The 22474-nt window shown below is 63.5% G+C and carries 25 protein-coding genes; 7 read left to right on the forward strand and 18 right to left on the reverse strand.

Translation table 11 applies throughout. The annotated features are described in order from the left end of the window. The first annotated feature begins 1 nt into the window (after position 1). Complete coding sequence (gene pgm / locus ACNFG0_RS05815; RefSeq protein WP_416764237.1) at positions 2 to 1639, forward strand: phosphoglucomutase (alpha-D-glucose-1,6-bisphosphate-dependent); 1638 nt, start codon at positions 2 to 4, stop codon at positions 1637 to 1639. 138 nt (positions 1640 to 1777) lie between these two features. Here pgm and ACNFG0_RS05820 read toward each other — a convergent pair whose 3' ends face one another. From ACNFG0_RS05820 to ACNFG0_RS05865, 10 genes are all read right to left on the reverse strand, one after another. Then, complete coding sequence (locus tag ACNFG0_RS05820; RefSeq protein WP_196146500.1) at positions 1778 to 3934, reverse strand: LTA synthase family protein; 2157 nt, start codon at positions 3932 to 3934, stop codon at positions 1778 to 1780. 229 nt (positions 3935 to 4163) lie between these two features. Then, positions 4164 to 5456 (reverse strand): hypothetical protein, encoded by a 1293-nt coding sequence (locus tag ACNFG0_RS05825; protein WP_416764238.1) that lies wholly within the window; start codon positions 5454 to 5456, stop codon positions 4164 to 4166. A 47-nt stretch (positions 5457 to 5503) separates the two neighbouring features. Further along, positions 5504 to 6244 (reverse strand): hypothetical protein, encoded by a 741-nt coding sequence (locus ACNFG0_RS05830; RefSeq protein ID WP_196146502.1) that lies wholly within the window; start codon positions 6242 to 6244, stop codon positions 5504 to 5506. Positions 6245 to 6280: 36 nt separating this feature from the next. Then, positions 6281 to 6961 (reverse strand): C39 family peptidase, encoded by a 681-nt coding sequence (locus ACNFG0_RS05835; RefSeq protein WP_196146503.1) that lies wholly within the window; start codon positions 6959 to 6961, stop codon positions 6281 to 6283. A gap of 58 nt (positions 6962 to 7019) precedes the next feature. Next, complete coding sequence (locus ACNFG0_RS05840) at positions 7020 to 7991, reverse strand: heme utilization protein (protein ID WP_416764239.1); 972 nt, start codon at positions 7989 to 7991, stop codon at positions 7020 to 7022. A gap of 54 nt (positions 7992 to 8045) precedes the next feature. Beyond that, positions 8046 to 8624, reverse strand: a complete 579-nt coding sequence (locus ACNFG0_RS05845; RefSeq protein WP_416764240.1) for an adhesin — start codon at positions 8622 to 8624, stop codon at positions 8046 to 8048. A 1-nt stretch (position 8625) separates the two neighbouring features. Continuing rightward, positions 8626 to 9075, reverse strand: a complete 450-nt coding sequence (locus ACNFG0_RS05850) for a hypothetical protein (protein ID WP_196146506.1) — start codon at positions 9073 to 9075, stop codon at positions 8626 to 8628. A 294-nt stretch (positions 9076 to 9369) separates the two neighbouring features. Next, complete coding sequence (locus ACNFG0_RS05855) at positions 9370 to 9921, reverse strand: AAA family ATPase (protein ID WP_416764241.1); 552 nt, start codon at positions 9919 to 9921, stop codon at positions 9370 to 9372. After that, a complete protein-coding gene (pnuC, locus tag ACNFG0_RS05860) occupies positions 9918 to 10484 on the reverse strand; it encodes a nicotinamide riboside transporter PnuC (RefSeq protein WP_416764242.1) in 567 nt (188 codons plus the stop codon). The genes ACNFG0_RS05855 and pnuC overlap by 4 nt, the downstream gene beginning before the upstream one ends. Before the next feature lie 173 nt (positions 10485 to 10657). After that, positions 10658 to 12292: a methyl-accepting chemotaxis protein gene (locus tag ACNFG0_RS05865; protein WP_416764243.1), complete on the reverse strand. Its 1635-nt coding sequence runs from the start codon at positions 12290 to 12292 to the stop codon at positions 10658 to 10660. A 296-nt stretch (positions 12293 to 12588) separates the two neighbouring features. Here ACNFG0_RS05865 and ACNFG0_RS05870 point away from each other — a divergent pair, with 296 nt between their 5' ends. Further along, on the forward strand, positions 12589 to 13419 hold the full coding sequence (locus ACNFG0_RS05870; RefSeq protein WP_196146510.1) for an undecaprenyl-diphosphate phosphatase: 831 nt from the start codon (positions 12589 to 12591) through the stop codon (positions 13417 to 13419). Between the two features lies 1 nt (position 13420). After that, a complete protein-coding gene (locus ACNFG0_RS05875; RefSeq protein ID WP_416764244.1) occupies positions 13421 to 13864 on the forward strand; it encodes a DUF1294 domain-containing protein in 444 nt (147 codons plus the stop codon). Between the two features lie 120 nt (positions 13865 to 13984). Here ACNFG0_RS05875 and ACNFG0_RS05880 read toward each other — a convergent pair whose 3' ends face one another. From ACNFG0_RS05880 to ACNFG0_RS05910, 7 genes are all read right to left on the reverse strand, one after another. After that, positions 13985 to 14176: a hypothetical protein gene (locus tag ACNFG0_RS05880; RefSeq protein ID WP_196146512.1), complete on the reverse strand. Its 192-nt coding sequence runs from the start codon at positions 14174 to 14176 to the stop codon at positions 13985 to 13987. A 1054-nt stretch (positions 14177 to 15230) separates the two neighbouring features. After that, entirely contained in the window at positions 15231 to 15608 is a 378-nt protein-coding gene (locus ACNFG0_RS05885; RefSeq protein WP_416764245.1) for a Rho termination factor N-terminal domain-containing protein, read from the reverse strand. Between the two features lie 89 nt (positions 15609 to 15697). Beyond that, complete coding sequence (locus tag ACNFG0_RS05890; protein ID WP_416764246.1) at positions 15698 to 16126, reverse strand: hypothetical protein; 429 nt, start codon at positions 16124 to 16126, stop codon at positions 15698 to 15700. Positions 16127 to 16155: 29 nt separating this feature from the next. Further along, positions 16156 to 17115 carry a lysylphosphatidylglycerol synthase domain-containing protein gene (locus ACNFG0_RS05895; protein WP_416764247.1) on the reverse strand — a complete coding sequence of 320 codons (960 nt, stop codon included), beginning with the start codon at positions 17113 to 17115 and terminating at the stop codon, positions 16156 to 16158. Continuing rightward, positions 17115 to 18317 (reverse strand): cardiolipin synthase ClsB, encoded by a 1203-nt coding sequence (clsB, locus tag ACNFG0_RS05900; RefSeq protein WP_196156458.1) that lies wholly within the window; start codon positions 18315 to 18317, stop codon positions 17115 to 17117. The genes ACNFG0_RS05895 and clsB overlap by 1 nt, the downstream gene beginning before the upstream one ends. Next, positions 18314 to 19099, reverse strand: a complete 786-nt coding sequence (locus tag ACNFG0_RS05905; protein WP_196146675.1) for an endonuclease/exonuclease/phosphatase family protein — start codon at positions 19097 to 19099, stop codon at positions 18314 to 18316. Before ACNFG0_RS05905 ends, clsB begins: the two co-directional genes overlap by 4 nt. Next, the gene (locus ACNFG0_RS05910; protein WP_416764248.1) at positions 19096 to 20013 is read right to left on the reverse strand and encodes a DUF72 domain-containing protein; all 918 of its coding nucleotides are present in this window, start codon (positions 20011 to 20013) and stop codon (positions 19096 to 19098) included. Before ACNFG0_RS05910 ends, ACNFG0_RS05905 begins: the two co-directional genes overlap by 4 nt. Before the next feature lie 186 nt (positions 20014 to 20199). Between ACNFG0_RS05910 and ACNFG0_RS05915 the strand changes: the two genes are divergently transcribed. The 4 genes from ACNFG0_RS05915 to ACNFG0_RS05930 all read left to right on the forward strand — a co-directional run bounded on the left by ACNFG0_RS05915 (position 20200) and on the right by ACNFG0_RS05930 (position 21862). Beyond that, positions 20200 to 20334 carry a hypothetical protein gene (locus ACNFG0_RS05915; RefSeq protein WP_416764249.1) on the forward strand — a complete coding sequence of 45 codons (135 nt, stop codon included), beginning with the start codon at positions 20200 to 20202 and terminating at the stop codon, positions 20332 to 20334. A 28-nt stretch (positions 20335 to 20362) separates the two neighbouring features. Then, positions 20363 to 20758, forward strand: coding sequence for a low affinity iron permease family protein (locus tag ACNFG0_RS05920; RefSeq protein ID WP_416764250.1), 396 nt, complete (start codon positions 20363 to 20365; stop codon positions 20756 to 20758). A gap of 40 nt (positions 20759 to 20798) precedes the next feature. Beyond that, the gene (locus tag ACNFG0_RS05925) at positions 20799 to 21350 is read left to right on the forward strand and encodes an ATP-dependent Clp protease proteolytic subunit (RefSeq protein WP_196146678.1); all 552 of its coding nucleotides are present in this window, start codon (positions 20799 to 20801) and stop codon (positions 21348 to 21350) included. 110 nt (positions 21351 to 21460) lie between these two features. After that, on the forward strand, positions 21461 to 21862 hold the full coding sequence (locus tag ACNFG0_RS05930) for a hypothetical protein (RefSeq protein WP_416764251.1): 402 nt from the start codon (positions 21461 to 21463) through the stop codon (positions 21860 to 21862). Between the two features lie 150 nt (positions 21863 to 22012). On the opposite strand, the gene ACNFG0_RS05935 is transcribed toward ACNFG0_RS05930, so the two are convergent. Further along, positions 22013 to 22411 (reverse strand): NUDIX hydrolase, encoded by a 399-nt coding sequence (locus ACNFG0_RS05935; RefSeq protein WP_416764252.1) that lies wholly within the window; start codon positions 22409 to 22411, stop codon positions 22013 to 22015. Between the last annotated feature and the right edge of the window lie 63 nt (positions 22412 to 22474).

Here is a 22474-nt window from a genome sequence, read left to right on the forward strand (position 1 = left end):
CATGACGCTCAGTCCTTTGGCAGGCAAGCCGGCTCCGGCCAGCGTGCTGGTCGATATTCCCCGCCTGCTCACCGCTTACTACACCGGCCGCCCTGACGCCGCGGTGGCGGCCCAGCGCGTGGCCTTCGGCACCTCCGGGCACCGAGGCACCTCGCTCGAGCTGAGCTTCAACGAAGACCATGTGCTGGCGATCACCCAAGCCATCTGCCTGTACCGCCAGGAAAAAGGCATCGACGGCCCACTGTTCGTCGGTGCCGACACCCATGCGCTCTCCGCACCGGCTGCAGCCAGCGCGCTGGAAGTGCTGGCCGCCAATGGCGTGCAGGTGATGCTGTCCAAGGACGATGAATACACCCCGACCCCGGCGGTGTCCCATGCCATTCTCTGCCATAACCGTGACCGCCAGCAGGGCCTGGCCGATGGCGTCGTCATCACGCCGTCGCACAACCCGCCCCAGAGCGGTGGCTTCAAGTACAACCCGCCCAACGGCGGCCCGGCCGACAGCGACGTCACCAAGTGGATCGAAGCCAAGGCCAACGAACTGCTGGCCGCTGGCCTTGCCGGTGTCAAGCGCATGGACCATGCGCAGGCCCTGCAGGCAGCGACTACCCAGCGCTACGACTACGTGGGCCGCTACGTGGCGGACCTGGAAAACGTCATCGACTTCGACGTTATCCGCAACGCCAAGCTGCGCCTGGGCGTCGACCCCCTGGGCGGTGCCGGGGTGCGCTACTGGCAGGCCATCGCCGAGCACTACCGTCTGGACCTGGACGTGGTCAACACCGAGGTCGACCCCACGTTCCGCTTCATGACCGTCGACTGGGACGGGCAGATCCGCATGGACCCATCCTCGCCTCATGCCATGCAGGGCCTGATCGGCTTGCGCGAGCGCTTCGACGTGGCATTCGCCTGCGACCCGGACCACGACCGCCACGGTATCGTCACCCCGGACGGCCTGCTGCAGCCGAACAACTACCTGGCCGTGGCCATCGACTACCTGTTCCGCCATCGCCCGCACTGGCGCAGCGACGCGGCCGTGGGCAAGACGGTGGTCAGTAGCGCGCTGATCGACCGCGTCACAGCGCGTCTGGGCCGCGAGCTGTACGAAGTGCCGGTGGGCTTCAAGTTCTTCGCCCAAGGGCTGTTCGATGGCTCGCTCGGCTTTGGTGGCGAGGAAAGTGCGGGGGCTTCGTTCCTGCGCAAGGATGGCAGCGTCTGGGCCACCGACAAGGACGGCTTGATTCCGGCATTGCTGGCCGCCGAGATGACCGCCCGCACCGGACGCAACCCGAGCCAGGCCTACGCCGACCTTACCGCCGAGTTGGGCAAGCCGTTCGCCACCCGCGTCGAGGCCAAGGCCGATGCACGGCAGAAGGCGCTGTTGAGCAAGCTGGCTGCCGAGCAGGTGACTTCCACGGAACTGGCCGGTGAGCCAATCGAGCAGATCCTCAGTCATGCACCGGGCAACGGTCAGGCCATTGGTGGCTTGAAGGTGATGACCGCCAACGGCTGGTTCGCCGCACGGCCATCGGGCACCGAGGATATCTACAAGATCTACGCCGAGAGCTTCGTCAGCGAAGAGCACCTGCAGCGCCTGGTGCGCGAGGCCCAGGTTTTGGTGGACGCGGCGATCGCCTGATCGCCGTATAGGCGCGCAAAGAACAAGCGGCCAGCGCGATCCCCTGTAGGAGCGGGCTGGTCCCGCGATCAAGGGCGAAGCCCTTGCCGGGCAATGCTGATATCGGGCCCGCCACTTTAGGGGGCGTGCGGGGGCGTATCAGCCGCCCCCGGCAACACCGGTGATCACGCTGAAATCGCTGACCTCCACCTCACCCCCGCCATACCCCAGCAGGTGGAAGGAAAACGCCTTGCGCGCCGAAGGGTTGTCGAAGCCGAACTCCAGCTCCAGCGGTCGGTCGGCTGTCACGATGATCTCTTCCGGCAAACCCAGCGGCACATCCTGTTCGTATTCCTTGGCCTTGAGCTGGATATAGGCGTCATGCTTGGGGTCCAGGGAACGAACGATCACCCGTACGCGCGTATGGGAGCCCTCGGGCATTTCCAGGTATTGCGCACCGATCAGGTTGTCGGCCCACTCGTCACGGATGCGCTTACGTAGCTGGATCGCTGCCGGCCCGCCAAATTGGTAGCGCAGGTTCAACGGCGTCTGCAGCAGTGACTGGTCCAGGGTATTGGCCAGGGCGGTGAGCTGCTGGCCGGTGGTATCGGTGGCACGATCCATATATTCGGCCTGGTCGGCGATGAAGCCTTGGCTGGCGTACCGTCGGCAGCGTTGCTGGAAGTCGCACTCGGTCAAGGTTCCGTGGCCATCGTGGTAGCGCAGCATGCCGTTGGTGTAGGCAATCATTTCACGGCCCGTGTCGTAATCACGGAACAGCGAGCGCCCGCTCAAGGCGGCCGGGATCGGCAGGGCAAAGTAATCGAGCAGCGACGTGGCCATGTCCACATGGCCGTAGGTTCCTTGCTTCAGACGCGGCAACTGGGCCTGCTCCGGCGCCAGGACCAGGCTGAACCCCCAAGAGGAGGCCAGGCGGACCCCGTCGATACCGTGGGACTCATCCGACGTGATGACCACCAGGGTGTCCTTGAGCACCCCCTGGCGCTCCAGGTTCACCAGGAAGGCATCGAGGGCATCGTCCAGATAGGCCACCGCTGCCTGCTTGGTCGTGTCGTAGCGCTGCAGGTAACGCTGCGGCGCGGAATACGGCTGGTGGGTGCCGACGGTCAGCAGGGTCAGCATCCACGGCTGCTTCTGCTTGCGTAACTGCTTCACGTACTTCTGCGCGCCTTCGAAAAAGGCCCGGTCGTCCTTGCCCCACCGGAAAGGCAGGTAATTCTTGTTGCTGAACCATTCCTGGCCATGTACCGAGTCGAAGCCGATGTGCGGCATGATCCGATCCTTGGCCATGAAGCGCAGGCCCGCACCCTGCAGGTAATGGGTACTGAACCCCGCATGGCGCAGTTGCGCCGGCAGACAGGCCTGGTTGCGCACATCTTGGGTCAACATCTCCATGCCTTTCGGTGTGCCGTTGGCCAGCTTGTCGTAATCGCCGCACAGCAGTGCGTACAGGCCGCGGATGGTCTGATGGGTGTGCAGCACGTAGTCGGGCGTGTTCATGCCGCGCTCGGCCCAGCGGCTGAGTTTGGGCATCAGGTCTTCGTCGAAGCGGCTGTGCAGTGCCTGGCGGTTGGCCCGTATATAGGCCCCGGGGATGCCTTCCAAGGCGATCACCAGCACGTTGTGCGCCTGTCCGGGTGCCTTGAGCAACTTATGGCCGTTGAGGTCGGACTGGGTCAGGCCCGCAGAGGGCAGGGGTTTGAACGTCGGCTTCTCGCCGAAGCGCGCCAGGGCGTGGCGCTCGAGGTCGCCCACTGCAGCCGAGAGCAGCTGGTGCGACAGGTTGTACTGGCGCCATTGGTCGGCATCGGAGGGAGCCAGGTGTTGGCTACCCCAATGCACGCCGAACAACAGCACGGGGATGGCCCAGGCCATGCGTGGCAGGATGACGCCAGGTGTGCCACGGCTGAACCAGACACTGCCCAGCCAAGCCAACACACCAGCGCCGAGTGCCCAGGGCAGCCAGGGGTGGGCGAGGCCGCCGCCGGTGGAGTTTTCCATGAACTGTGCATCGAACAGGTAGTTCAGGTCGGCGCTGGTGGGCAGGCGGCCCACGGCACTGACCAGCTCGGCGCTGGCGACGATCAGGCTGGCCCAGGCCAGCAGCACGGGCAATGCCAGCCACCAGGCGCGGCGCTGCAGCAAGAGCACCAATAAGCTGCCGATGGCCAGGTCGGAGAGATAGCCAAGGGGCGTGGACCAGCCGAGCGCGGCCCGGATGCCCAGTGGGATCGCCAACACCAGCGTGGCCAGCGCCACGAGCCGGGTGCTGGGGCGACCGAGCAGTTTTTTCACAAAGACTTCCTTCTTGTCATGAAACAGTCACTCAAGTGTGCTTCATGATAACAGGCGCTTGGCGGGGGGCGAGGTTTGCAGACGGGATGCAAGGGTGACACGAGCCCACGAGGCCGCGGCGCAAGGCCGCTTCCACAGGCCGAATTGGGAATTGCAGGGGGCCTGTAGGAGCGGCCTTGCGCCGCGAAAGGGCTGCGAAGCAGCCCTCAGGACGAGCAAGGGTGGTCGGTCAGAAGTAGTACGGGAATTTCAGGCTGAAGGTGAAGTCAGGCGCATCGTCGGTCAGGCCGATCGACAGGTTGGGCACAATGGTCAGGTTGTCGGTCGCAGCCAGCGTCATGCCGATATTGAAGTAGCCCGCATTGGCGTCGCTGCTCTTGACGTCGGCCCATTCGTCGCCGGTTTCGGCCGACTTGATCCGTGAACGACGGGCGATCAGTTCGGACACCGAGAACGACATCGACATCTTCTCGTTCAAGGCAAAGGCCACGCCTGCACCGATCTGGAAGCTGTCGCCGATCTTCACCTTGCCTGGGATCTTCTGGTTGACCGTGGGGCTGACGTCGCTGAACTTCTCCTCGAACGTGTGGGTGTACGACAGGCTGCCGAACAGTACGGCCGGGTCGTAGGTCTTGACCAGCGAGATCCCCGGAGTGATCGACCACACACCGTTGCCGGTGGGCAGGTCTTCGGGGTAAGTGAGGTTGTCGTTGAGCGGGTCGCGGATCAGCTTGATGCCGAAGGGGTCCTTGCCGGTGGGGGCCTTGACCCTCACGCTGAGCACTGCATCCGGGGTGTTCTCCGACTCGTCGAGGAACTTGTAGGCCACGCCGAAGTTGACGTCGCCCAGCGCGGGGTCGCGGGTGACGGTTCGTTCGGAGACATCATTGGAGGCACCGGCGACGCCGCCGGACTGATAGGTCGACTCGCGGTAGACGATCGGGACGTTGACGTCAAACTGCCAGCGCTGGTCGTAGTTGTAGCGGGCGGTCAGGTCCAGGGTCCAGTTGTCGGCCTTGATCCGGTCGAGGTTGATGTTGCCCAGGAAGATCGAGTCCAGTGCCAGGAAACCGTTGAGGATCAACTGGCGGGTGTCGTAGCGAGCGTAGGTGATACCGGTCTCGAGGCTGAACTTGCCACCGCCGAAGAAGCCGCTGGCTTCGTCATACAGGTTGGACACGCTCTGGGCTGGTTCCGAGTCGTCCTTGAGCGATTCACCATAGGACGACCCCGTTGCTCCCGCGGCCCCGCCGGAGGCGGCGATGGCCTGGTTGTTGCGTGGCTGCGAGGCGGGGGAGCGGGTCAGGCGCTTGGGTGGGGGTGCGACGGGTTGTTCTTCAACTTGGCGGACCCGTTGCTCCAGCACCATCAAGGCTTGCTGCTGGGCTTCGTAACGTTCCTTCAATGCGGCCAGTTCGGCTTTCAGGGCCTCGACCTGCGGATCGGCGGCAGCATAGAGCAGGGTGGAAGGCACCAGGGTGCCCAGACAGACAACTGCTTTCAACGACATGAATCGATGCATAAGTTAGCCGTCCCTACGAATACTACGATGGTGAGACGAAGCGTAGATCAATAGCCGGTGATTCGAAGGCCCTTGAGTTGATCGAGATTGCAGTTCAATGCGCCGGCCGACGGCAGGTTGTCGCGCAGCACCACATTGAGCTGGGTCAGGTTGCTGACAGCGTTGTTGCCTCCGAGCAGCGTCGTGGTTTGCAGCAGGCCGCCATCGGACAGGCGCTGTAGGCTCGAGCCTTGGTTGTTGTTGGCCTGGATGGCCATCTGGATCCCCTTGCCGGTGTTCGACACACTCAGGGTGCCGGCATTGTTGCTGCTGGTCAGGGTCTTGCCCGACGCCAGCACTTGGCCTTGCGGCGTGGTGGCAGGCCCTTTGCCGCCTTCGCTGACATTGATCGCGACATCGTTGTAGGCGCTGTTGTTGTCACCGGCCGCGCGGACCGACTGAGTCACGCCCTGGGTATTGCCCAGGCCGCCACCGCCGGTGACCACGCCATGGCCTTGGCCTGGAGCGATGCCGCCGCCGTTCTTGCCGGTCATGGAGACGTAGAACTGCGGCTTGAAGCTGTTGTGCTGCACCTGCATCGTCGTGGTCGCGCCGATGCGGTCACCGGCGGCGTTCTGCCAGGTGCTGCTCATGACCACGCCGAAACTGATGATCCGCCCTGGCATCACATAACGCCCACGCAGTTGCGCCAACTCTTGGTCCTTGACCTCGATGGGCTTGAACGTCTGCGCCTGGGTCGGGAGGCTGGCAGCCAGGCATGCCGCTACCAGCCAGGTGATTGTCTTCATCGCTGCTCCCCGGAGCTCCGTGCCCCTTTGTAATCACTAGAAGAAGTCGCTCTGGATGAACCCGAATTCCATCAGTTGGGCATCGTCCACCGGGTAGAACCCATTGATGCGGTTCTTGGCGGTCACCGGGGCCGGTGGGTCGAGCAAGGCGTTAGCCTTGTCGTAGCCGGGGCCGATGACGGCGAAGATGATGCCGTTCCAACCTTTGACGAAATCGTCGAACTTGTAGCGTTTGTGGCCCAGCACCGGGTCGCCGATGTACACCCAGCCCCGGTTGATGCGCTGGAGCACGACGAAGTGCTTGTAGCCACGGATGTCCATCAGCACCACCACCGGGATGCTCACCCGATGCAGGCTGTCGGCTTCGACCCGGTAGCCCCGGGCACGCATGCCGATGCTTTCCACGTAGCGCTTCATGTCGAGCATGGAAAAGCCCTGGACCTTGACTGTGTCCGGGTCGGCCTGGGCGAGCATGCCTTCGATGACCTGGCTTTCATCCACATCGAGCCAATAGGCCTGCTTGAGGATGGTGGCCAGTGCGGCGGCGCCGCAGCTGAAATCGGTCTTCTGCTGCACCAGGTCGGCGAAGCGACGCTCGCGGATGCTCTGTACTGGCTTGTACACCAAGGTGCCGCCCGGCATCGCCGCGATCGGCATCTGCGTGGCCTCGACCAGGCCGGCCAGGAACATGAGTGCGGCAAGCAGGACTGCGCGCATGGCCTTCTCCCCCGACGCGAAACAGGAAAGGGGCCCCGAAGGGCCCCGATTGGCTGTGTTACAGGCCGGTGCAGGCTCTGCAACCTGCGGCGATGGACAGCGAGTTGCTCTGCTGGTTGCCCGAACCTGCCGAGACGTTGGCGCCCACGTTGCCCGACACACCGTTGAGCGAGTTGCTCATGGTGGCGGTGTTGGTCACAGGGTTTTTCCAGCCGTTGGGGGTCAGTACCTGGTAGGTAGCGACACCGGCCAGGCCGAAGCTGCCTTCTTCGTGGAACTTCAGAGGGTCCTTGTCGGTTTTGCCCTTGTCATGGCCATGGCCGTGGCCGTAGCCTTTTTCGTCTTCCACATAACCCCAGCCATCGCCTTTGTACTGGCCGTAGGCCTTGAAGCTGGCGTGCAGGGTTTCCTTGTCCATCTTGCGGTCGGCGTTGTTTTCGACGTTCAGGCCGGTAGTGGCTTGAGTCGCGGTGGAAGCGGCCATGGCTACGCGGCCTCCCGATACCGCGATCGCCAGGTTGTTTTTCTGCTGGTTGAAGTCGCCGGCGGTGACGTTGACACCGATGTTGCCAGAGCTGCCGTTGGCCGAGTCGACCAGGTTGGCGGTGTTGCTGGTGGAGAAGTTCTTGACGGCGTTGCCCGCGTTGACCTGAGTGGCGGTCGAAATGGCCATGGCGCTGCCGAAGATGAAGCGTTCGTCGGCGGTGGCGATGGCGGCCACGTTGTCCTGTTGGTTGCCGTCGCCGGCAGCCACGTTGGCGCCCAAGTTGCCGTTGGAGCGGTTGGCCGAATCTTCCATCGCCGCGTCGTTTTCGGTCGCTTCGTTACGCACGGTGTTGCCGGTGTTGACCTGGGTATCGGTCACCGTGGCGGCCGCACCCGCGCTGACCAGCAATTGCAGCAGGACGTTGTCGTGGTTGTTGTGGTGGCCGTGATGGCCGTTGTTGTGCCGGTTATCAGCTTGTGCAGCAACTGCCATGACCGCTGCGAGGGCGAAGACCAGAGGCTTGAGTGCCATTTTAGGTTTCATGGTGTTTCTCCACTTTTTCTCGTTGTTAAGTGTTGTGTTGAAGACACTTGTGGGTCAGTCAGCGACCCGTACGCTCAGGGTGTTGCCCATTCGGTTGCCCACCCCGGCGCTCTGATTCAACTGGATCACGCCTCGGCTGCCGGTGAAGGCCTGGTCACTGGTCGTGACCTGGCGACTGCCGGGAGCGCGGTCCGTTGCCTCGGAGCCATTGGCCAGCGAGACGTTCTGCTGGCTGAGAATGCTGTCGTCGATGCTTTGCGGGACGGCACTGATGCCGATCCGTACTGCGTTTGCCTGCTGCGTGGCGGCGCCGGCGGACTGGTTGATGCCGAGCAGGCCGTTGCCGTTGCTGAAAGCGTTGCCGTGGATGCTGGCGCGGCTGTCCCGGGCCGGGTCGGCAAGAAAGTCGTTGCGCTGGTGTACCTCGGTGGTGGCCTTGGCGTTGGTGCCGATGGCCATGGCCCGGACGTTGGCCTGTTGTTGGGCGTCGCCTGCGGCCTGGTTGATGCCGAGATTGCCCTGGTAGGTACGGCCGCTGGCGTCGAGGGTGGCGTTGTCCACCACTGGCGAGCCGGCCAAGGCTTGGCTGCCGTACAGTGCCAGGCACAGCAGGGAGAGCTTGAATGCGCGCATGTCATTGGCCCCGGGTGAGGATCTGCAGCGGCGCCAGGCCGCGCTGGACGTTCTGGTTGACCGTGTTGGAGATGTTGTTGCCACCTCCGGCACCTGCACCCGAGCCGCCCGCCATACCGGGCAGCCGGGACTGCACGGTATCCAGGCCGCGCAAGCTGCCTGAATGATCGGTGGTGAGCATGCGATTGACCGTGGAGCCGCTGGCGATGCGTGCGAAGTCGCCATCGGTCAGTTCGTTGGTCTGGGCTTTTATCCGGGCCGACTCGTTGGTATTGACGGTGGTCGGGTAGGGGTCGGGCGTACCGGTTCTGCGGGCGGCTTGGCGGGCCTGGACATCGCGGGTCAGGACGATGATCCCGTTGCCCTCGGCGCTGGCGGGAAGGGGAAGGGCTGCGGCGGTTAGACAACCCAGGACGAGCAGTGCATACAGTGCCTTGTTGTTGTTCCCCACGGCGATGCTCCCTTCTCTGTGTGCTGGCCCTTCAGCGTTGACAGAGGTAGAGCGAAAGTCGTGCCGCTTTTGATTTTCGTCGTGGAATCAACAGGTTGGATGGTTAATGAGAGCGTTTGGCGTTTTTCTGTTTCAAGGTTGATACAGAAAAGCCATCCATCGCTGCGCAAGCCCTGAAAACCCATGCGTCGCGGGATTACGGCAGCGGCTGTATCACCGCTGAAACAGTTTCCCCAGGTCTGTGGCAAAGCCCCCAACAATGGGGGGCCGAGCCGCCTGTGCAGTTACAAAAAATTAACACTCGGTGGCGCAAGCTGGCACTTGGCCGTCAAGCAAGCGTGCCACCGCTGCCAGGGCCTGGGCCTGGCGGGTGGGCCAGTCGCCTTCGAGTACTTGAAACGGCTTTTGGTGAGCGCGCAGCCAGCTCAGGCTGTCGTCGAAGAATCTTTGTCGCTCTTCCAGGCGGGGTTGGCAGCGTTGGCCGTCACCGACCCAGCCGACACCTTGTGGGCTGAGCAATAGGTGCAGGTCATAGTGGCGTTCGAGCAAGGCCTGCTCGAGCCAGGTGGGGCAATCTGCGAACAGTACCCGGCTCCAGAGGATGTTGCTGAGCAGGTGGGTGTCGAGTATCAACAGCTCCGGAGCCTGCTGCCGGCTCTGGTCCTCCCAGGCAAGCTGGCCGCGTGCGATAGCGGGGATATCGGCGTAGCAGGTGTCGCGCTGTTCCTGCTCGATGAAATAACGGACGTACTCACCGACGACCACGCCACCGAAATGCGCCTGGATTTCGCCGCTGAGCCAACTTTTGCCGCTGGACTCCGGCCCACACAGCACCAAGACCTTCATGCCGGGGCCAATGCCGGGTCACGGCGCCATTGCAGCCAGCCACGCACGGCGATCAGGGTGAACAGCGCGTAGAGCGCCGCGGTGAGATAAAGGCCCTTGTAGAGGAACAACCCAACGAAGACGACGTCCAGCACCACCCAAAGTGCCCAGCACTGCACGCGCTTTTGCGCCATCCACACCTGCGCCACCAGGCTGAAGCCGGTCAGGGCCGCATCGAGCCAGGGTTGTGCCGCGTCGGTCCAGTGCGCCATGGCGGCGCCCAGGCCAAGGCTCGCCAGCAGGCCCACGCCCAGGCCGGTGAACACGTGCCCGGTCGCCAGGCTGGAAACCTGGCGTGCGTCTTCCACATGGTCAGGGCGGGTCCACTGCCACCAGCCGTATAGCTGCAGCACGGCGTAGACCAGTTGCAGGAGCATGTCGGAATACAACTTCACTTCGTAGAAGATCCAGCTGTAGAGCAGCACCATCACCAGGCCGATCGGCCAGCACCAGGGGTTCTGCTTGACCGTGAGCCACACGGCGATGACGCCGAGTACGGCGGCGAAGAGTTCGAGGCCGGACATCGGCGATCCTTGGGCAAAGGTTGAGGGCGCGATTGTAGCCTGTAGGGCAGGGAAGCTGTAGGGGTACCTCCAGGCGTTGTGGTTAAACTGGCGGGGCTTGCCCCGCGATTGGGCCGGCCCTGGTAGCGCAATTAAATGGCAAGGGCGGCGCCGGCTACGAGCGAGCGGTACGGTCACACCCGGAACTGGTGCAGCAGCTGCTCCAACTCCTCGCTCAACCGCGCCAGGGAGGCGCCGGCGTCGCTGGATTGGCGCGCCGCGTCGGCGGTTTGTTGCGACAGGCCGGCGGTCTCCAGCACGTTGCGATTGATCTCTTCTACCACATGGGCCTGCTGCAGCGTGGCGCTGGCGATCGAGGCATTGAGGGCGGTGAGGTTGTGCAGCGCCTGGCTGATGGCATCCAGGCTGGTACCCGCCTCGCGGGCCTGTTCGACGGTCTGGCGCGAGGCTTCGCTGCTGGTGCCAATGGCCCTGACCGCCGCCTCAGACTGGCCTTGCAGGTGCTCGATCATGGCCTGGATCTCGGCGGTCGACTGTGCAGTGCGCTGGGCCAGCAGCCGCACCTCGTCGGCAACCACGGCAAACCCGCGGCCCTGTTCGCCGGCGCGGGCCGCCTCGATGGCGGCGTTGAGCGCGAGCAGGTTGGTCTGCTCGGCAATCGAGCGGATCACTTCCAGTACGCCGCCGATCCGCGTGCTGTGCCCGGCCAGCTCGCCGATCACCTGCACGGCTTGGTCGATGGTGCTGGACAGTCGGTCGATCTGCTGCAGGCTGCCATGGATCGCCTGCTGGCCATGGTCGACCTGGCGCTGCGCCGCCTGCATTTCGCTGGCGGCCTGCTCGGCGGTCTTGGCCACGTCCTGCACGGCATAGGTGACTTCGTTGACCGCCGTGGCCACCTGGTCCATCTGCAACGATTGCTGGGCACTGCGCGCCTGGGCCTGGCCTGCGTTGTCGCCCACATGCCCGGCCGATCGGGCCAGGGCATGGGCTGCGCCCTGTAGTTGGCCGACTACGCCTTGCAGCTTGCCGTTGAAACGGTTGAAATGCTCGCCCAGGCGGGTGACCTCGTCACGCCCATGGGTATCCAGACGGCGGGTGAGGTCGCTCTCGCCGCTGGCGATGGTGGCCATGGCCTGCACCGCCTCCTGCAATGGACGGGCGATGCTGCGGGCGATCAGCACGACCAATAGCGCCATCAACAGGGCGATGCCAAGCCCCACCAGGGAGGCATCGCGCACCTGGCGCGTGAACTCGGCCTGCACGTCATCGACATACACGCCCGAACCGATGATCCAGCCCCAGGGCTTGAACAGCTGGATGTAGGACGTCTTGGCCACCGGCTCGCTGGCGCCGGGCTTGGGCCAGCGGTAGTCCACCGGGCCTGCGCCCTGGCTGCGCGCCAGGCTTGCCATCTCGTTGAACACGGCGAAACCGTCGGGGTCACGGATGCCGGAAAGGTCCTGGCCGTCGAGCTTGGGGTTGGTCGGGTGCATGACCATTCTGGGCGCCAGGTCATTGATCCAGAAGTAGTCGTCCTTGTCGTAACGCAGGCTGCGCACAGTCTGCAGGGCCTGCTGCTGGGCAGCCTCGCGAGTGAGCGTACCGGCTGCCTCCAGGCCTTGGTAGTAAGCCAGCACGCCGGCGGCAGTCTGCACTACGTGCCGGGTCTTCTCGGCCTTGGCCTGATACAGGTCGCCATGGAGCTGGCGCAGCATCAGCAGGGCGAAGGCCACCAGCATGCCCACCGAGACCAGCAGGATCAGCGACAGGCGCCGGCTGATCGACATCGACCTCAAGGTCTTCATCAAAGGTACTCCCCGTTGTTCTTGTTATCAGGTGCATCCAAGCATGCCGGGGCCGATGCGGCACAGTCGACCAAGGGCTAAGTGCCGGGCCAGACCTTTCGTGTCGCATCTGACGCGAGCCATCGACAGGCTGCTCTGATAGGATCTCGGCCGCGCAAGATGAAACCTTTAGGTATCTGGGCCTTTTCCGCTGGCATTGGCCCCGTCGTGGCTGTAAAACGGCCGGGCCTTCGCGGCAACCATATGTAAATCAAGAACAAGGGGCCTGTACGCAGCAGCGCCTCATCGGGGGAACAATGGATTTTTGGAGTGCCTTTCAGGCAATCATCTTAGGGATCGTCGAAGGTTTGACGGAGTTTCTGCCCATCTCCAGCACCGGGCACCAGATCATCGTCGCCGATCTGATCGACTTCGGTGGCGAGCGAGCCATGGCCTTCAACATCATCATCCAGCTCGGCGCGATTCTCGCCGTGGTTTGGGAGTTCCGGCGCAAGATCTTCGACGTGGTGCTGGGGCTGTCCAGCCAGCCGACGGCGCGCCGATTCACGGCTAACCTGCTGATCGCCTTCTTCCCGGCGGTGATCCTGGGCGTGCTGTTCGCCGACCTGATTCACGAATACCTGTTCAACCCGGTCACCGTGGCGGCAGCTTTGGTGGTGGGTGGGGTGATCATGCTGTGGGCTGAGCGTCGCGAGCACCGCATCGAGGTCGATCACGTCGATGACATGCGCTGGAGCCATGCCCTGAAGATCGGTTTCGTGCAGTGTCTGGCGATGATCCCTGGCACCTCGCGCTCCGGCTCTACCATCATCGGTGGCCTGCTGTTCGGTCTGTCGCGTAAGGCAGCGACCGAATTCTCGTTCTTCCTGGCCATGCCGACCATGGTGGGGGCGGCAGTATACTCGGGCTACAAATACCGCGACCTGTTCCAGCCGGGCGACCTGCCGGTGTTCGCGATCGGTTTCGTGGTGTCGTTCATCTTCGCCATGATCGCCGTGCGGGGCCTGCTCAAGTTCATCGCCAACCACAGCTATGCGGCCTTTGCCTGGTATCGCATCGTCTTCGGCCTGTTGATCCTGGCGACCTGGCAGTTCGGCTGGGTCAACTGGGCCACGGCACACGGCTGATATGGCACGCACCCAGACCGCGCCTCGCCGTGGCGGCGAACGCACTCAGGAGGGCGTTCGCAACCTGGGCCTAAAGCTGCTGGTACTTGCCGGACTGTGCCTGCTGCCGCTGGCAGGGGCGGTGCATATGGCCTGGAGCGGGCAGTCCTGGCTGCCCCTGGCGTTGTACCCGGCGGTGAGCCTGGTTAGCCTGATGTTGTATTGGCAAGACAAGCAACAAGCCCGGACCGGAGCCTGGCGCACGCCGGAAAAGGTGCTGCATGCCAGCGAGCTGTGTGGCGGTTGGCCAGGCGCGTTGCTGGCCCAGCAGCTGTTCCGGCATAAGACGCGCAAGGTGTCGTATCAGCTGACATTCTCGGGCATCGTGGCGGTGCACCAGGTGTTCTGGGTTGACCACTTGCTGTTGGGTGGGCGCTGGATGGGTGGGGTGCTGGGCGGCCTCTGAGAGGTAGCACGGGCAGGCCCAATCCGCGAGGCAAGTCGCCCCCAATGACCGACCGGCCTTTGCCTTTGCCTTTGCTTCTGCTTGCGATGCGCGATGGTCCAGGCGCCGCCAAACGCGACGTCAGGAGGCCGGATGCAGGAGCCAGCGGCTTTTGCCTACTTTTGCCCAAGAGCAAAAGTAGGTCGCCGTAAAGGCGAAAAGGTGAGTGAGCGCCGCCATGGCGAATGGATATTTCGCTATTTCAATGCAGTCGATAAATTGTTGGTTTTGACGTAAGCGCAAAGTCCATTTGCGATGGCGACGCTTATTCACCTTTCCGCCCTTACGGCGGGTCACTTTTTGTCAAACGCGACAAAAAGTAACCAAAAAACGCTGGCTCCTGCATCCGGCCCCTGCGCTGCGCTCCGGGGTTCCCTCGCTCCAGCCTTGCTCCGGCGGGGCGCGGCGAAGGGCCATCCATGGCCCTGCGCCGCTTGCCAGGCATCCATGCCTGGCACCCACCTGCGCAAGGCTTCCACTCGGCCTCCTGACGTCGCGTTTGGCGGCGCCTGGGCTATCGCGTATCACAAGCAAAGGCAACAGAAGGGCTGCTTGGTAGGATCATGTCACTGTGCTGTTGTGATCAGAATCTTGGCTGCCTTTGCCTTAATGATTGGGGCCGCTACGCGCCCCATCGCGGCACAGGCCGCTCCTACAGGATCACGCAAACCTTGCCTCTGGCGGGTTGCCTGTGGGAGCGGGCTTGCCCCGCGATGGGCTGCGTAGCAGCCCCGATGAAATGTCCCAAAATTAACCGACTGGCCTTTGCCTTTGCCTTTGCCTTTGCTTGCGATGCGCGATAGTCCAGGCGCCGCCAAACGCGACGTCAGGAGGCCGAGTGGAGGCATTACGGAGGTGGGTGCCGGGCATGGATGCCCGGCAAGCGGCGCAGGGCCATGGATGGCCCTTCGCCGCGTCCCACCGGGAGTAATGCCGGAGCGAGGGAACCCCGGAGCGAAGCGCAGGGGCCGGATGCAGGAGCCAGCGGCTTTTGCCTACTTTTGCCCAAGAGCAAAAGTAGGTCGCCGTAAAGGCGAAAAGGTGAGTGAGCGCCGCCATGGCGAATGGATGTTTCGCCATTTTCAATGCAGTCGATTTTTTGAAACTGCTGGTTTTGACATAAGCGGAAAGTCCATTTGCGATGGCGACGCTGAGTCACCTTTGCGCCCTTACGGCGGGTCACTTTTTGTCAGACGCGACAAAAAGTAACCAAAAAACGCTGGCTCCTGCATCCGGCCCCTGCGCTTCGCTTCGGGGTTCCCTCGCTCCAGCCTCCTGACGTCGCGTTTGGCGGCGCCTGGGCTATCGCGCCTGACGAGCAACAGAATCAAGCCGCCTTGCGCAGCGCCTCGATCAGCTCGCCCTTGCGCATGGTCGAACGCCCGGAGATATTGCGCTTGCGCGCCCGGTCCAGCAGTTCGGACTTGGTCATGTCCTCCAGCTGCTGACCTGGTCGCGGCACGCCGCGGCGGGTGGCGGCGGCGCGCTTGGCAGAGGATTCGCGGGCCTTTTCCTTGGCCTGGGGGCTTTTCTTCTGCCCCGAGCCACCCTTGCGCTCACCACCGCCGGACTGCTTGTTGACGGTGGCCCAGGCGCGGGACTCGGCCTCGTCCTTGGACACGCCCTTGGCCTCGTAGCTTTCCTCGATGTGCTCGGCCTTGCGTTTCTGCTTGTCGGTGTACTTGTCTTTGTCTCCACGTGGCATGGCGGCTCTCTCCTTTGCAGTGAAAAACAGCGCGTCTACTACGGGGGAACCCTAGCCGCACACCAACGTTCCGAAACCGCGACCGGAGGTCAGTGAGTCTGCCAGATGCCGTCCTTGCGTTCGCAGTCGGTGCGGGCCTGGGCCAGGCTCGGGGTGTCGTAGTAGTAGGTGATCACCCGCGCATCCTTGGGCACGGCCGGCTTGGTCGATGGCTCGTCGCGGCCGGCGGCATTAGGGTTGGCCAACGATTCCTGGGTCAGCGGTGCAATGCAGCTGCCAACGCTGCCATCGGCACAGCGGGCTACCTTGTGCTTCTGGGTGTTGATCATGTCCTTGCTCTCATTGCTGCACGACCAGGCGATGGCCTCGACGGGCATGTTGCCGTAGCTGTAGCAGGTCCGTCGCTCCACGGGTTTGACCGCGTCGCTGGAGGAGCGGGTGAGGACTTCGCAGGCCTCGGCCAAGGCCTGGGTACTGACCAGGCTGCCGAGCAACAGCAGCAGGATGGGAAAACGCATCGGACACCTCCCGGCCATTACGGCCTTCGTCAGGTCTTGCGCAATGCGGCCTTGCCACGCTGGCGCATGGCCCTGGCACGTTTCTCCAGGACCAGGTAGACCACCAGCGCCAACAGCAAGGGGATCAGGTAGTAGAGGGTACGGTAGCCCAGCAGCGCAGCCACCAGGCTGCCCTGGCCGATCTGGCCATGGAGCAGGGCGAGGAACACCGCCTCGAGCACGCCGAGCCCGGCGGGAATGTGTGCCACCACGCCGGCCACGCAACTGATCAGCAGAATGCCGAGGATCGAGGGGTAGAACAGCTCGTGGGGCAGCAGCCAATGGATCAGCGCCGCCATCAGCGCCCAATTGCTCGCACCCAGGGCCACCTGGCACAGCGCCAGGTGCAGCGAGGGCAGGGTGAGTTCATGGCCGCGCAGGCTCCAGGTGCGACGCTTGGCGAAGGCGCATGCCAGCAGGTAGCCCAGGGCGAACACCAGCAACAGTACACCGATCAACCGCAGGCCGGTGGCGCCCACCGCCCAGGTTTTGGGCAGTTCGACCAGGCCCAGGGCAAACACCGTGCCGGCTAGCAGCATATAGCCGACCCAGTTGGTCAAAAGACCCAGAGTGAGGATGCGGGTGATGGTCGGCGTATCCAGGCCCAGGCGGCCGTACAACCGGTAGCGCAAGGCAACGCCGCCCACCCAGGTGGTGAAATTGAGGTTGAAGGCGTAGCACACGAACGCCACTGGCAATACCTGGCGAGCTGGCAGGTGGTGGCCGGTGTAGGCGCGGCCGAGCAGATCGTAGCTGGCGAAGGTCAGATAGCTGGCGAACGCCAGCACCAAGCCGATGACCAGGGTGCCGGGCCTGTAGGCCAGCAACGACTGGCGCACCTCGTTCCAGTCCAAGTTGCGCGCCAGCAGGTACAGCAAGGTCGGGATCAGCACCAGGAACAACAGGGTCATCAGGCGTTTGCCCCAGGCGCGCCAAGATGTGTGCTTCATCAGGTCTTGCCCTCGTGATAGGCGCGGGTTTCCTGCTCGCTGGGGCTCAGCGACTGCAGGACCTGGCGGTGGGCAGGGAACCAGCCGGCGATCCGCGGGAAATGGCGAATCACGTGGAAGCACAGGAAGATCAGCGGCGCCCGCCACCAATAGCCACGCACCATGCGTTCCAGGGTGACGGCCTTGCATTGCTCGGTGGCCAGCTGGTTCAGGTGCGCGTAAAGCGTCTGGTTGAAAGCACGGTCGCGGATCAGCAAATTGGCTTCGAGGTTGAACGACAGGCTCAAAGGGTCGAGGTTGCTCGAACCGACCGTGGCCCACTGGTCGTCCACCAGCGCGACCTTGCCGTGCAATGGGCGCTGGCAGTATTCATGAATGCGCACACCGTCACGCAGCAGGTAGTTGTACAGCAGCCGCGACAATGCCCGGACCCAGCGCATGTCCGGTTGGCCCTGGAGGATCAGCACCACCTCCACGCCTCGGCGGGCGGCGTTGCGCAGTTCGCGCATCAGGCGGTAGCCGGGGAAGAAATAGGCGTTGGCCACCACGATACGTTGGCGGGCCAGGCGGAAACCTTCCAGGTAATAGGCTTCGATGTCGTTGCGATGGCGGCCGTTGTCGCGCTCCACCAGCACCGCACAAGCCGAACCGCAGGGCTCGGTCACAGGCCGTACCTGGCTGGGCGGCTCCAGCACCGGGGCCAGCAGGCGGCGGCTGGTGGCATGCACCTGGGCCACCACCGGCCCGCATACCTCCACGGCGTAGTCCTGCTTGGCCATGGGGCCGAAGTCGCCCAGGTGGTCGGCGCTGTAGTTGATGCCGCCAATGAACGCGCGCTCGCCGTCGATCACCACGATCTTGCGATGCAGGCGCCGGAACAGGTTGGTACGCATGCCCACCAGGCGTGGCTGCGGGTCGAAGGCGTGGAAGCGGATACCGGCGTCGGTCATGGCGCAGATGAAGGCATCCGGCAGGTCGGCGGTACCGTAGCCATCGGCGGCCACCTCGACCCTTACGCCTCGCCGGGCGGCATCGATCAACACCTGCTGCAACTGCTGGCCGACCTTGTCGTCGTAGATGATGAACGTCTCGAGCAGGATCTCCTCGCGCGCCTGGGCCATGGCTTCGAACACGCGCGGATAGTACTGCTCGCCATTGATCAGCAACTCGACATGGTTGCCGTCCACCCAGGGCCGGTTCATAGGCTGATCTCCGCGGCCAACGGTGCATGGTCGGACAGGTGCGACCACGGGTACTTGGACAGCACCTGGACCCTGCCGGGCATGGCGTTGCGCAGGTAGATGCGGTCCAGGCGCAGCAAGGGCAGGCGCGCCGGGAAGCTGCGCGCTGGCGTGCCCAGGCGTTCGCCGAAGGCCTCGACCAGGCGCTCGGATAGCACCGCGTCGGCCTTCAGGCGCCAGTCGTTGAAGTCGCCGGCGACGATCACCGGCGCATCGGCCGGCAGGCTGTCGAGCAGCTCCAGCAGCAGGCGGACCTGGGCCTGGCGGTGCGCTTCACGCAAGCCCAGGTGCACGCACACCGCATGCAACTGGTCGTGGCCCGGCACCTCGAGGCGGCAATGCAGCAGACCACGCTGTTCGTTGCCGGCGATCGAGACGTCGAGGTTGTGGTATTCGGCGATAGGGAATTTGGACAGCAGGGCATTGCCATGGTCACCGTGGGGGTAGACTGCGTTGCGGCCATAGGCGAACTGCGGCCACATGGTGTCGGCGAGAAACTCGTATTGCGGCGTCTGTGGCCAGGCTGGATGACGCTGCGCGTGCATCTGGTGGCTGCCGTGCACCTCCTGGAGGAACACCAGGTCTGCCCCGGTGGCCCGAACCGCCTCGCGCAGCTCGGGGAGGATGAAGCGCCGGTTGAACAGGGTGAAGCCCTTGTGCACGTTGATCGTCAGCACGTTCAGGCGGTGCACCGCGGTGATCTTGTCGATGATGCATCGGGGAGCTGGCATGGTCTTGTTCACAGTTCGACCTCCGGTTCCACTCCGGGCTCGGTGACCAGCTCGCCCGCGAGGTTGAGTTTCTCCAGCAGGCGGCGGGCATCGTAGGGGGCGTGGACTTTCTGGTCATTGTCGAAGTAGCAGTAGACGTCGCGCGAGGCGCGCTTGGGTGCCGCACGCTGAACGATCAGTTCAGCGTCGTCGGACTGGCCGCCCTGGCTCCAGGCCAGGATGCGCCCCTTCCACCGGCGCAGGGCTCGGGCGGTATAGCCGCTGCTGTAGAGCTCGACGTCGCCGTGCAGGCGCATGTAGATGAAATCGGCGGTGACGTCCTCCACATAGGGCCATTTGCCGGCGCTGTCGGCCACCACCAGGGCGACCTTGTGCTTGCGCAGCAGCTCGACGAATTCGGCGCACAGGAAGCTCTCGTGGCGGATCTCCACGGCGTGGCGCAAGGCTGCATTGCCTTCGATATCGGTGCCGCCGTTGCCCCGCAGGCGTTCGGTACAGTGCTCGGCCAAGGTCCGGGCGGCTGCGCGGTCATGGGGCAGGCGTTCGAGGAAATCGGCAAAGCGCACCGCGTCGAACTTCATGCTGGGCGGGAACTGCCAGAGCACTGGGCCAAGCTTCTTGCCCAGCAGCAATGGGCCGGAGGCGAAGAAGTTGGCCAGGGGCTCCTCGATGTCCTTGAGCCGTCGCACGTGAGTGATGTAGCGCGGCGCCTTGACCGAGAAAACGAAGTCGTCCGGGGTTGCATCGCGCCATTGGCAATAGCGCCCCGGCGTCTGCAGGGCATAGAACGAACCATTGATCTCGATGCTGTTGACCGCCCGGGAGGCGAACGCCAGCTCGTCGTCCTGGCGCAGGCCCTTGGGGTAGAAATCCTTGCGCCAAGGGCCGTAGCGCCAACCGGAAATGCCTATACGGATATCACTCACGTTGTCGTCCTTCGTTCGTGATGGGTTGCAGGTCTGTCCTTGAATTGCGACTCGATGCAGGTGGCGAGGGTTCAGGAAGTTTGACGAGCGGACGGGGCATCGTTTTTGAACTTTGCCGGCGCAGGCGATTCCACCGCATGCCAGGGGAGGATTTAGCCCGCGTGGCATTGGCAGAGGAGCTGAATCATGAATACCGACACCGATTTCGAAGATCTGAACGCACAACCGCAGGCCAGCGAGAAGCCCGAGGACGACCCCGAGGTGCTGCCCGACGACCCTGACTTGCAAGGCCTGCCTGGCGAGGACAAGCTGCCGGGCTGATGCCGGGTGGCTGTGGAGGACCGCCAGCATGACATTCGACCGTTTCGCCCACTGGCTGGCCAAATGGTCCGGCCGACCACTGACCTTCGCCATTGCCCTGTTGTTGATCGTGACCTGGGCCGTGAGCGGGCCGTTGTTCGACTTCAACGACACCTGGCAGCTAGTGATCAATACTTCGACCACCATCATCACCTTCCTGATGGTGTTCCTGATCCAGAACACCCAGAATCGCGACAACGACGTGTTGCACATCAAGATCGACGAGCTGCTGCGCACCACGCGCAAGGCGCACAAGGCACTGCTGGCCTTGGAGGACATGGATTCGGCCGAGCTGCATGCCTTGCGCAAGCAGTACCAGCGCATGGGCGAAAAGGACCGGAACGGCAACGGCGCGCCACCGGACGCCGTCGAGCAATCCGATTGACGCTTCACTGGAATGATTTCCGCCAACCCTGGAGGCAAGCATGGCCAGACACATCATCCATTTCACCGGCCCGATCAACTCATCCACCTGCGGCAACCTGATCAGTACCAGCGCCCGGGCCCTGCAACAGGGCGCCGAGGTCCTGCAGATCAATATCGCCACCATGGGCGGGGAGTGCAGCTACGGGTTCACCCTGTACAACTTCCTGCGTTCGCTGCCAGTGCAGGTGCACACCCACAACCTGGGCACGGTGGAGTCCATGGGCAACATCCTGTTCCTGGCCGGCGAGCACCGTACCGCCTGTGCATTGAGCAAGTTCCTGTTCCACCCGTTTCACTGGACCTTGCACGGCTCGGTGGACCATTCGCGCATGGCCGAATATGCGATGAGCCTGGACTACGACCTGCGCCTGTATGCCCAGATCGTCGCCGAGCGTACCGAAGGGGCTACGGAGGTATTGGACGTGCCACGCTACCTGATGGCCTATCCGCGTATCCTGGGTGCCAAGGAAGCGTTGGAGAGCGGGATGATCCATGCCATCGACGAGATGCCCATCGAGGCGGATGCCTGCCAACACAGTGTGCATGCGTGAGGTAAGAGAGCGCCAAGCTTGCAGCTTTTCCTACAGACGGCAGGAGTCAGATTCTTAAGTATTAGGGGACCTTTCAAGGAGATTCCCCTATGTATCGCAAGAGTCTGTCTGTGCTGGTTGCCCTGCTTGCTCCCGCTGTGGCATTAGCTGCATCCTGTGATGTGCCTCTGGACCTGAACCAGCGACAAATGATCAATATCAGCGACCCGCTGTACAGCCCCGGCAATCCCCATGCAGGTCGCATGGTGAAGGTCGATTTCGGGCGTGAGCGCTATGAACTGGAGGTGCTAGGCACTGATGTGAAAATTCAAGGCAAGTATGAATATAGAAACATTCAACGGGGGCTCGGCCGGATCGACATGACCGAACAGCACCCGGAAGGGAACGCCACCTACAGCATGACCCTGCAATGCCTGACGGACCGTTCGGGCATGTTCATCTATACCCAGCAGGACGGCCCGGTGGAGCCTGCCCAGCGCCAGAACAGCGGCCGCTGGACCTTGATGCCGTGATATACAAGCCCGCTCCCACAAAACCGCCAATCCGCCTTTTGGATATTGCACGGCCCTGTAGGAGCGGGCTTGCCCCGCGAACAAGGGCGAAGCCCTTGCCATGGCACCGTTATACCGGGCCGGCCCTATCGCGGGACAAGCCCACAGAGGTCAACGCACCGACGCGGCCATGGCCTGGTCGCAGGCAAGCAATGATTGGATCAGCAACTTGATCTCATCCTTGATCGTCGGCACCCGGTCCAGGTGTTCGAAACGACAATCGGCGATCTCGTGGCTGGCGGCCGGCTGGGGTTCGTCGGCGAACAGCGCCTCGAACACGTAATGCACGCGCTGGGGCGACTCGTAGCGCATCAGGAAGGTCAAGTCCTGGGCCTTGAGCCCGGTTTCCTCAAGCAACTCGCGCTCGGCTGCCTGGGCCGGCGTCTCGCCGGGCTCGATCTTGCCACCCGGCAGGGTCCACGGCGCCTTGGGTTTTCTCACCCACAGCCATTTGCGGGTCTTTCTGCCATGGCGACAGATCACGGTGGCGCGGTGCTTGACGGGCTTCATGCAGGCTCCAGGCAAAATCCAGTGGTCCTACTGGATTGGGCCCGGAAAGGCGCCTGGAGGTTG

The sequence above is a fragment of the Pseudomonas sp. NY15372 genome (assembly GCF_048068215.1).
Taxonomy (GTDB): domain Bacteria; phylum Pseudomonadota; class Gammaproteobacteria; order Pseudomonadales; family Pseudomonadaceae; genus Aquipseudomonas; species Aquipseudomonas guariconensis_A.

Excerpts from the sequence above, each read along its gene's own strand:
- pgm (WP_416764237.1), top strand. The coding sequence starts at position 2 with ATGACGCTCAGTCCTTTGGCAGGCAAGCCGGCTCCGGCCAGCGTGCTG.
- ACNFG0_RS05825 (WP_416764238.1), bottom strand. The coding sequence starts at position 5,456 with ATGCATCGATTCATGTCGTTGAAAGCAGTTGTCTGTCTGGGCACCCTG.
- ACNFG0_RS05830 (WP_196146502.1), bottom strand. The coding sequence starts at position 6,244 with ATGAAGACAATCACCTGGCTGGTAGCGGCATGCCTGGCTGCCAGCCTC.
- ACNFG0_RS05835 (WP_196146503.1), bottom strand. The coding sequence starts at position 6,961 with ATGCGCGCAGTCCTGCTTGCCGCACTCATGTTCCTGGCCGGCCTGGTC.
- ACNFG0_RS05840 (WP_416764239.1), bottom strand. The coding sequence starts at position 7,991 with ATGAAACCTAAAATGGCACTCAAGCCTCTGGTCTTCGCCCTCGCAGCG.
- ACNFG0_RS05845 (WP_416764240.1), bottom strand. The coding sequence starts at position 8,624 with ATGCGCGCATTCAAGCTCTCCCTGCTGTGCCTGGCACTGTACGGCAGC.
- ACNFG0_RS05855 (WP_416764241.1), bottom strand. The coding sequence starts at position 9,921 with ATGAAGGTCTTGGTGCTGTGTGGGCCGGAGTCCAGCGGCAAAAGTTGG.
- pnuC (WP_416764242.1), bottom strand. The coding sequence starts at position 10,484 with ATGTCCGGCCTCGAACTCTTCGCCGCCGTACTCGGCGTCATCGCCGTG.
- ACNFG0_RS05865 (WP_416764243.1), bottom strand. The coding sequence starts at position 12,292 with ATGAAGACCTTGAGGTCGATGTCGATCAGCCGGCGCCTGTCGCTGATC.
- ACNFG0_RS05870 (WP_196146510.1), top strand. The coding sequence starts at position 12,589 with ATGGATTTTTGGAGTGCCTTTCAGGCAATCATCTTAGGGATCGTCGAA.
- ACNFG0_RS05875 (WP_416764244.1), top strand. The coding sequence starts at position 13,421 with ATGGCACGCACCCAGACCGCGCCTCGCCGTGGCGGCGAACGCACTCAG.
- ACNFG0_RS05885 (WP_416764245.1), bottom strand. The coding sequence starts at position 15,608 with ATGCCACGTGGAGACAAAGACAAGTACACCGACAAGCAGAAACGCAAG.
- ACNFG0_RS05890 (WP_416764246.1), bottom strand. The coding sequence starts at position 16,126 with ATGCGTTTTCCCATCCTGCTGCTGTTGCTCGGCAGCCTGGTCAGTACC.
- ACNFG0_RS05895 (WP_416764247.1), bottom strand. The coding sequence starts at position 17,115 with ATGAAGCACACATCTTGGCGCGCCTGGGGCAAACGCCTGATGACCCTG.
- clsB (WP_196156458.1), bottom strand. The coding sequence starts at position 18,317 with ATGAACCGGCCCTGGGTGGACGGCAACCATGTCGAGTTGCTGATCAAT.
- ACNFG0_RS05915 (WP_416764249.1), top strand. The coding sequence starts at position 20,200 with ATGAATACCGACACCGATTTCGAAGATCTGAACGCACAACCGCAGGCC.
- ACNFG0_RS05920 (WP_416764250.1), top strand. The coding sequence starts at position 20,363 with ATGACATTCGACCGTTTCGCCCACTGGCTGGCCAAATGGTCCGGCCGA.
- ACNFG0_RS05925 (WP_196146678.1), top strand. The coding sequence starts at position 20,799 with ATGGCCAGACACATCATCCATTTCACCGGCCCGATCAACTCATCCACC.
- ACNFG0_RS05935 (WP_416764252.1), bottom strand. The coding sequence starts at position 22,411 with ATGAAGCCCGTCAAGCACCGCGCCACCGTGATCTGTCGCCATGGCAGA.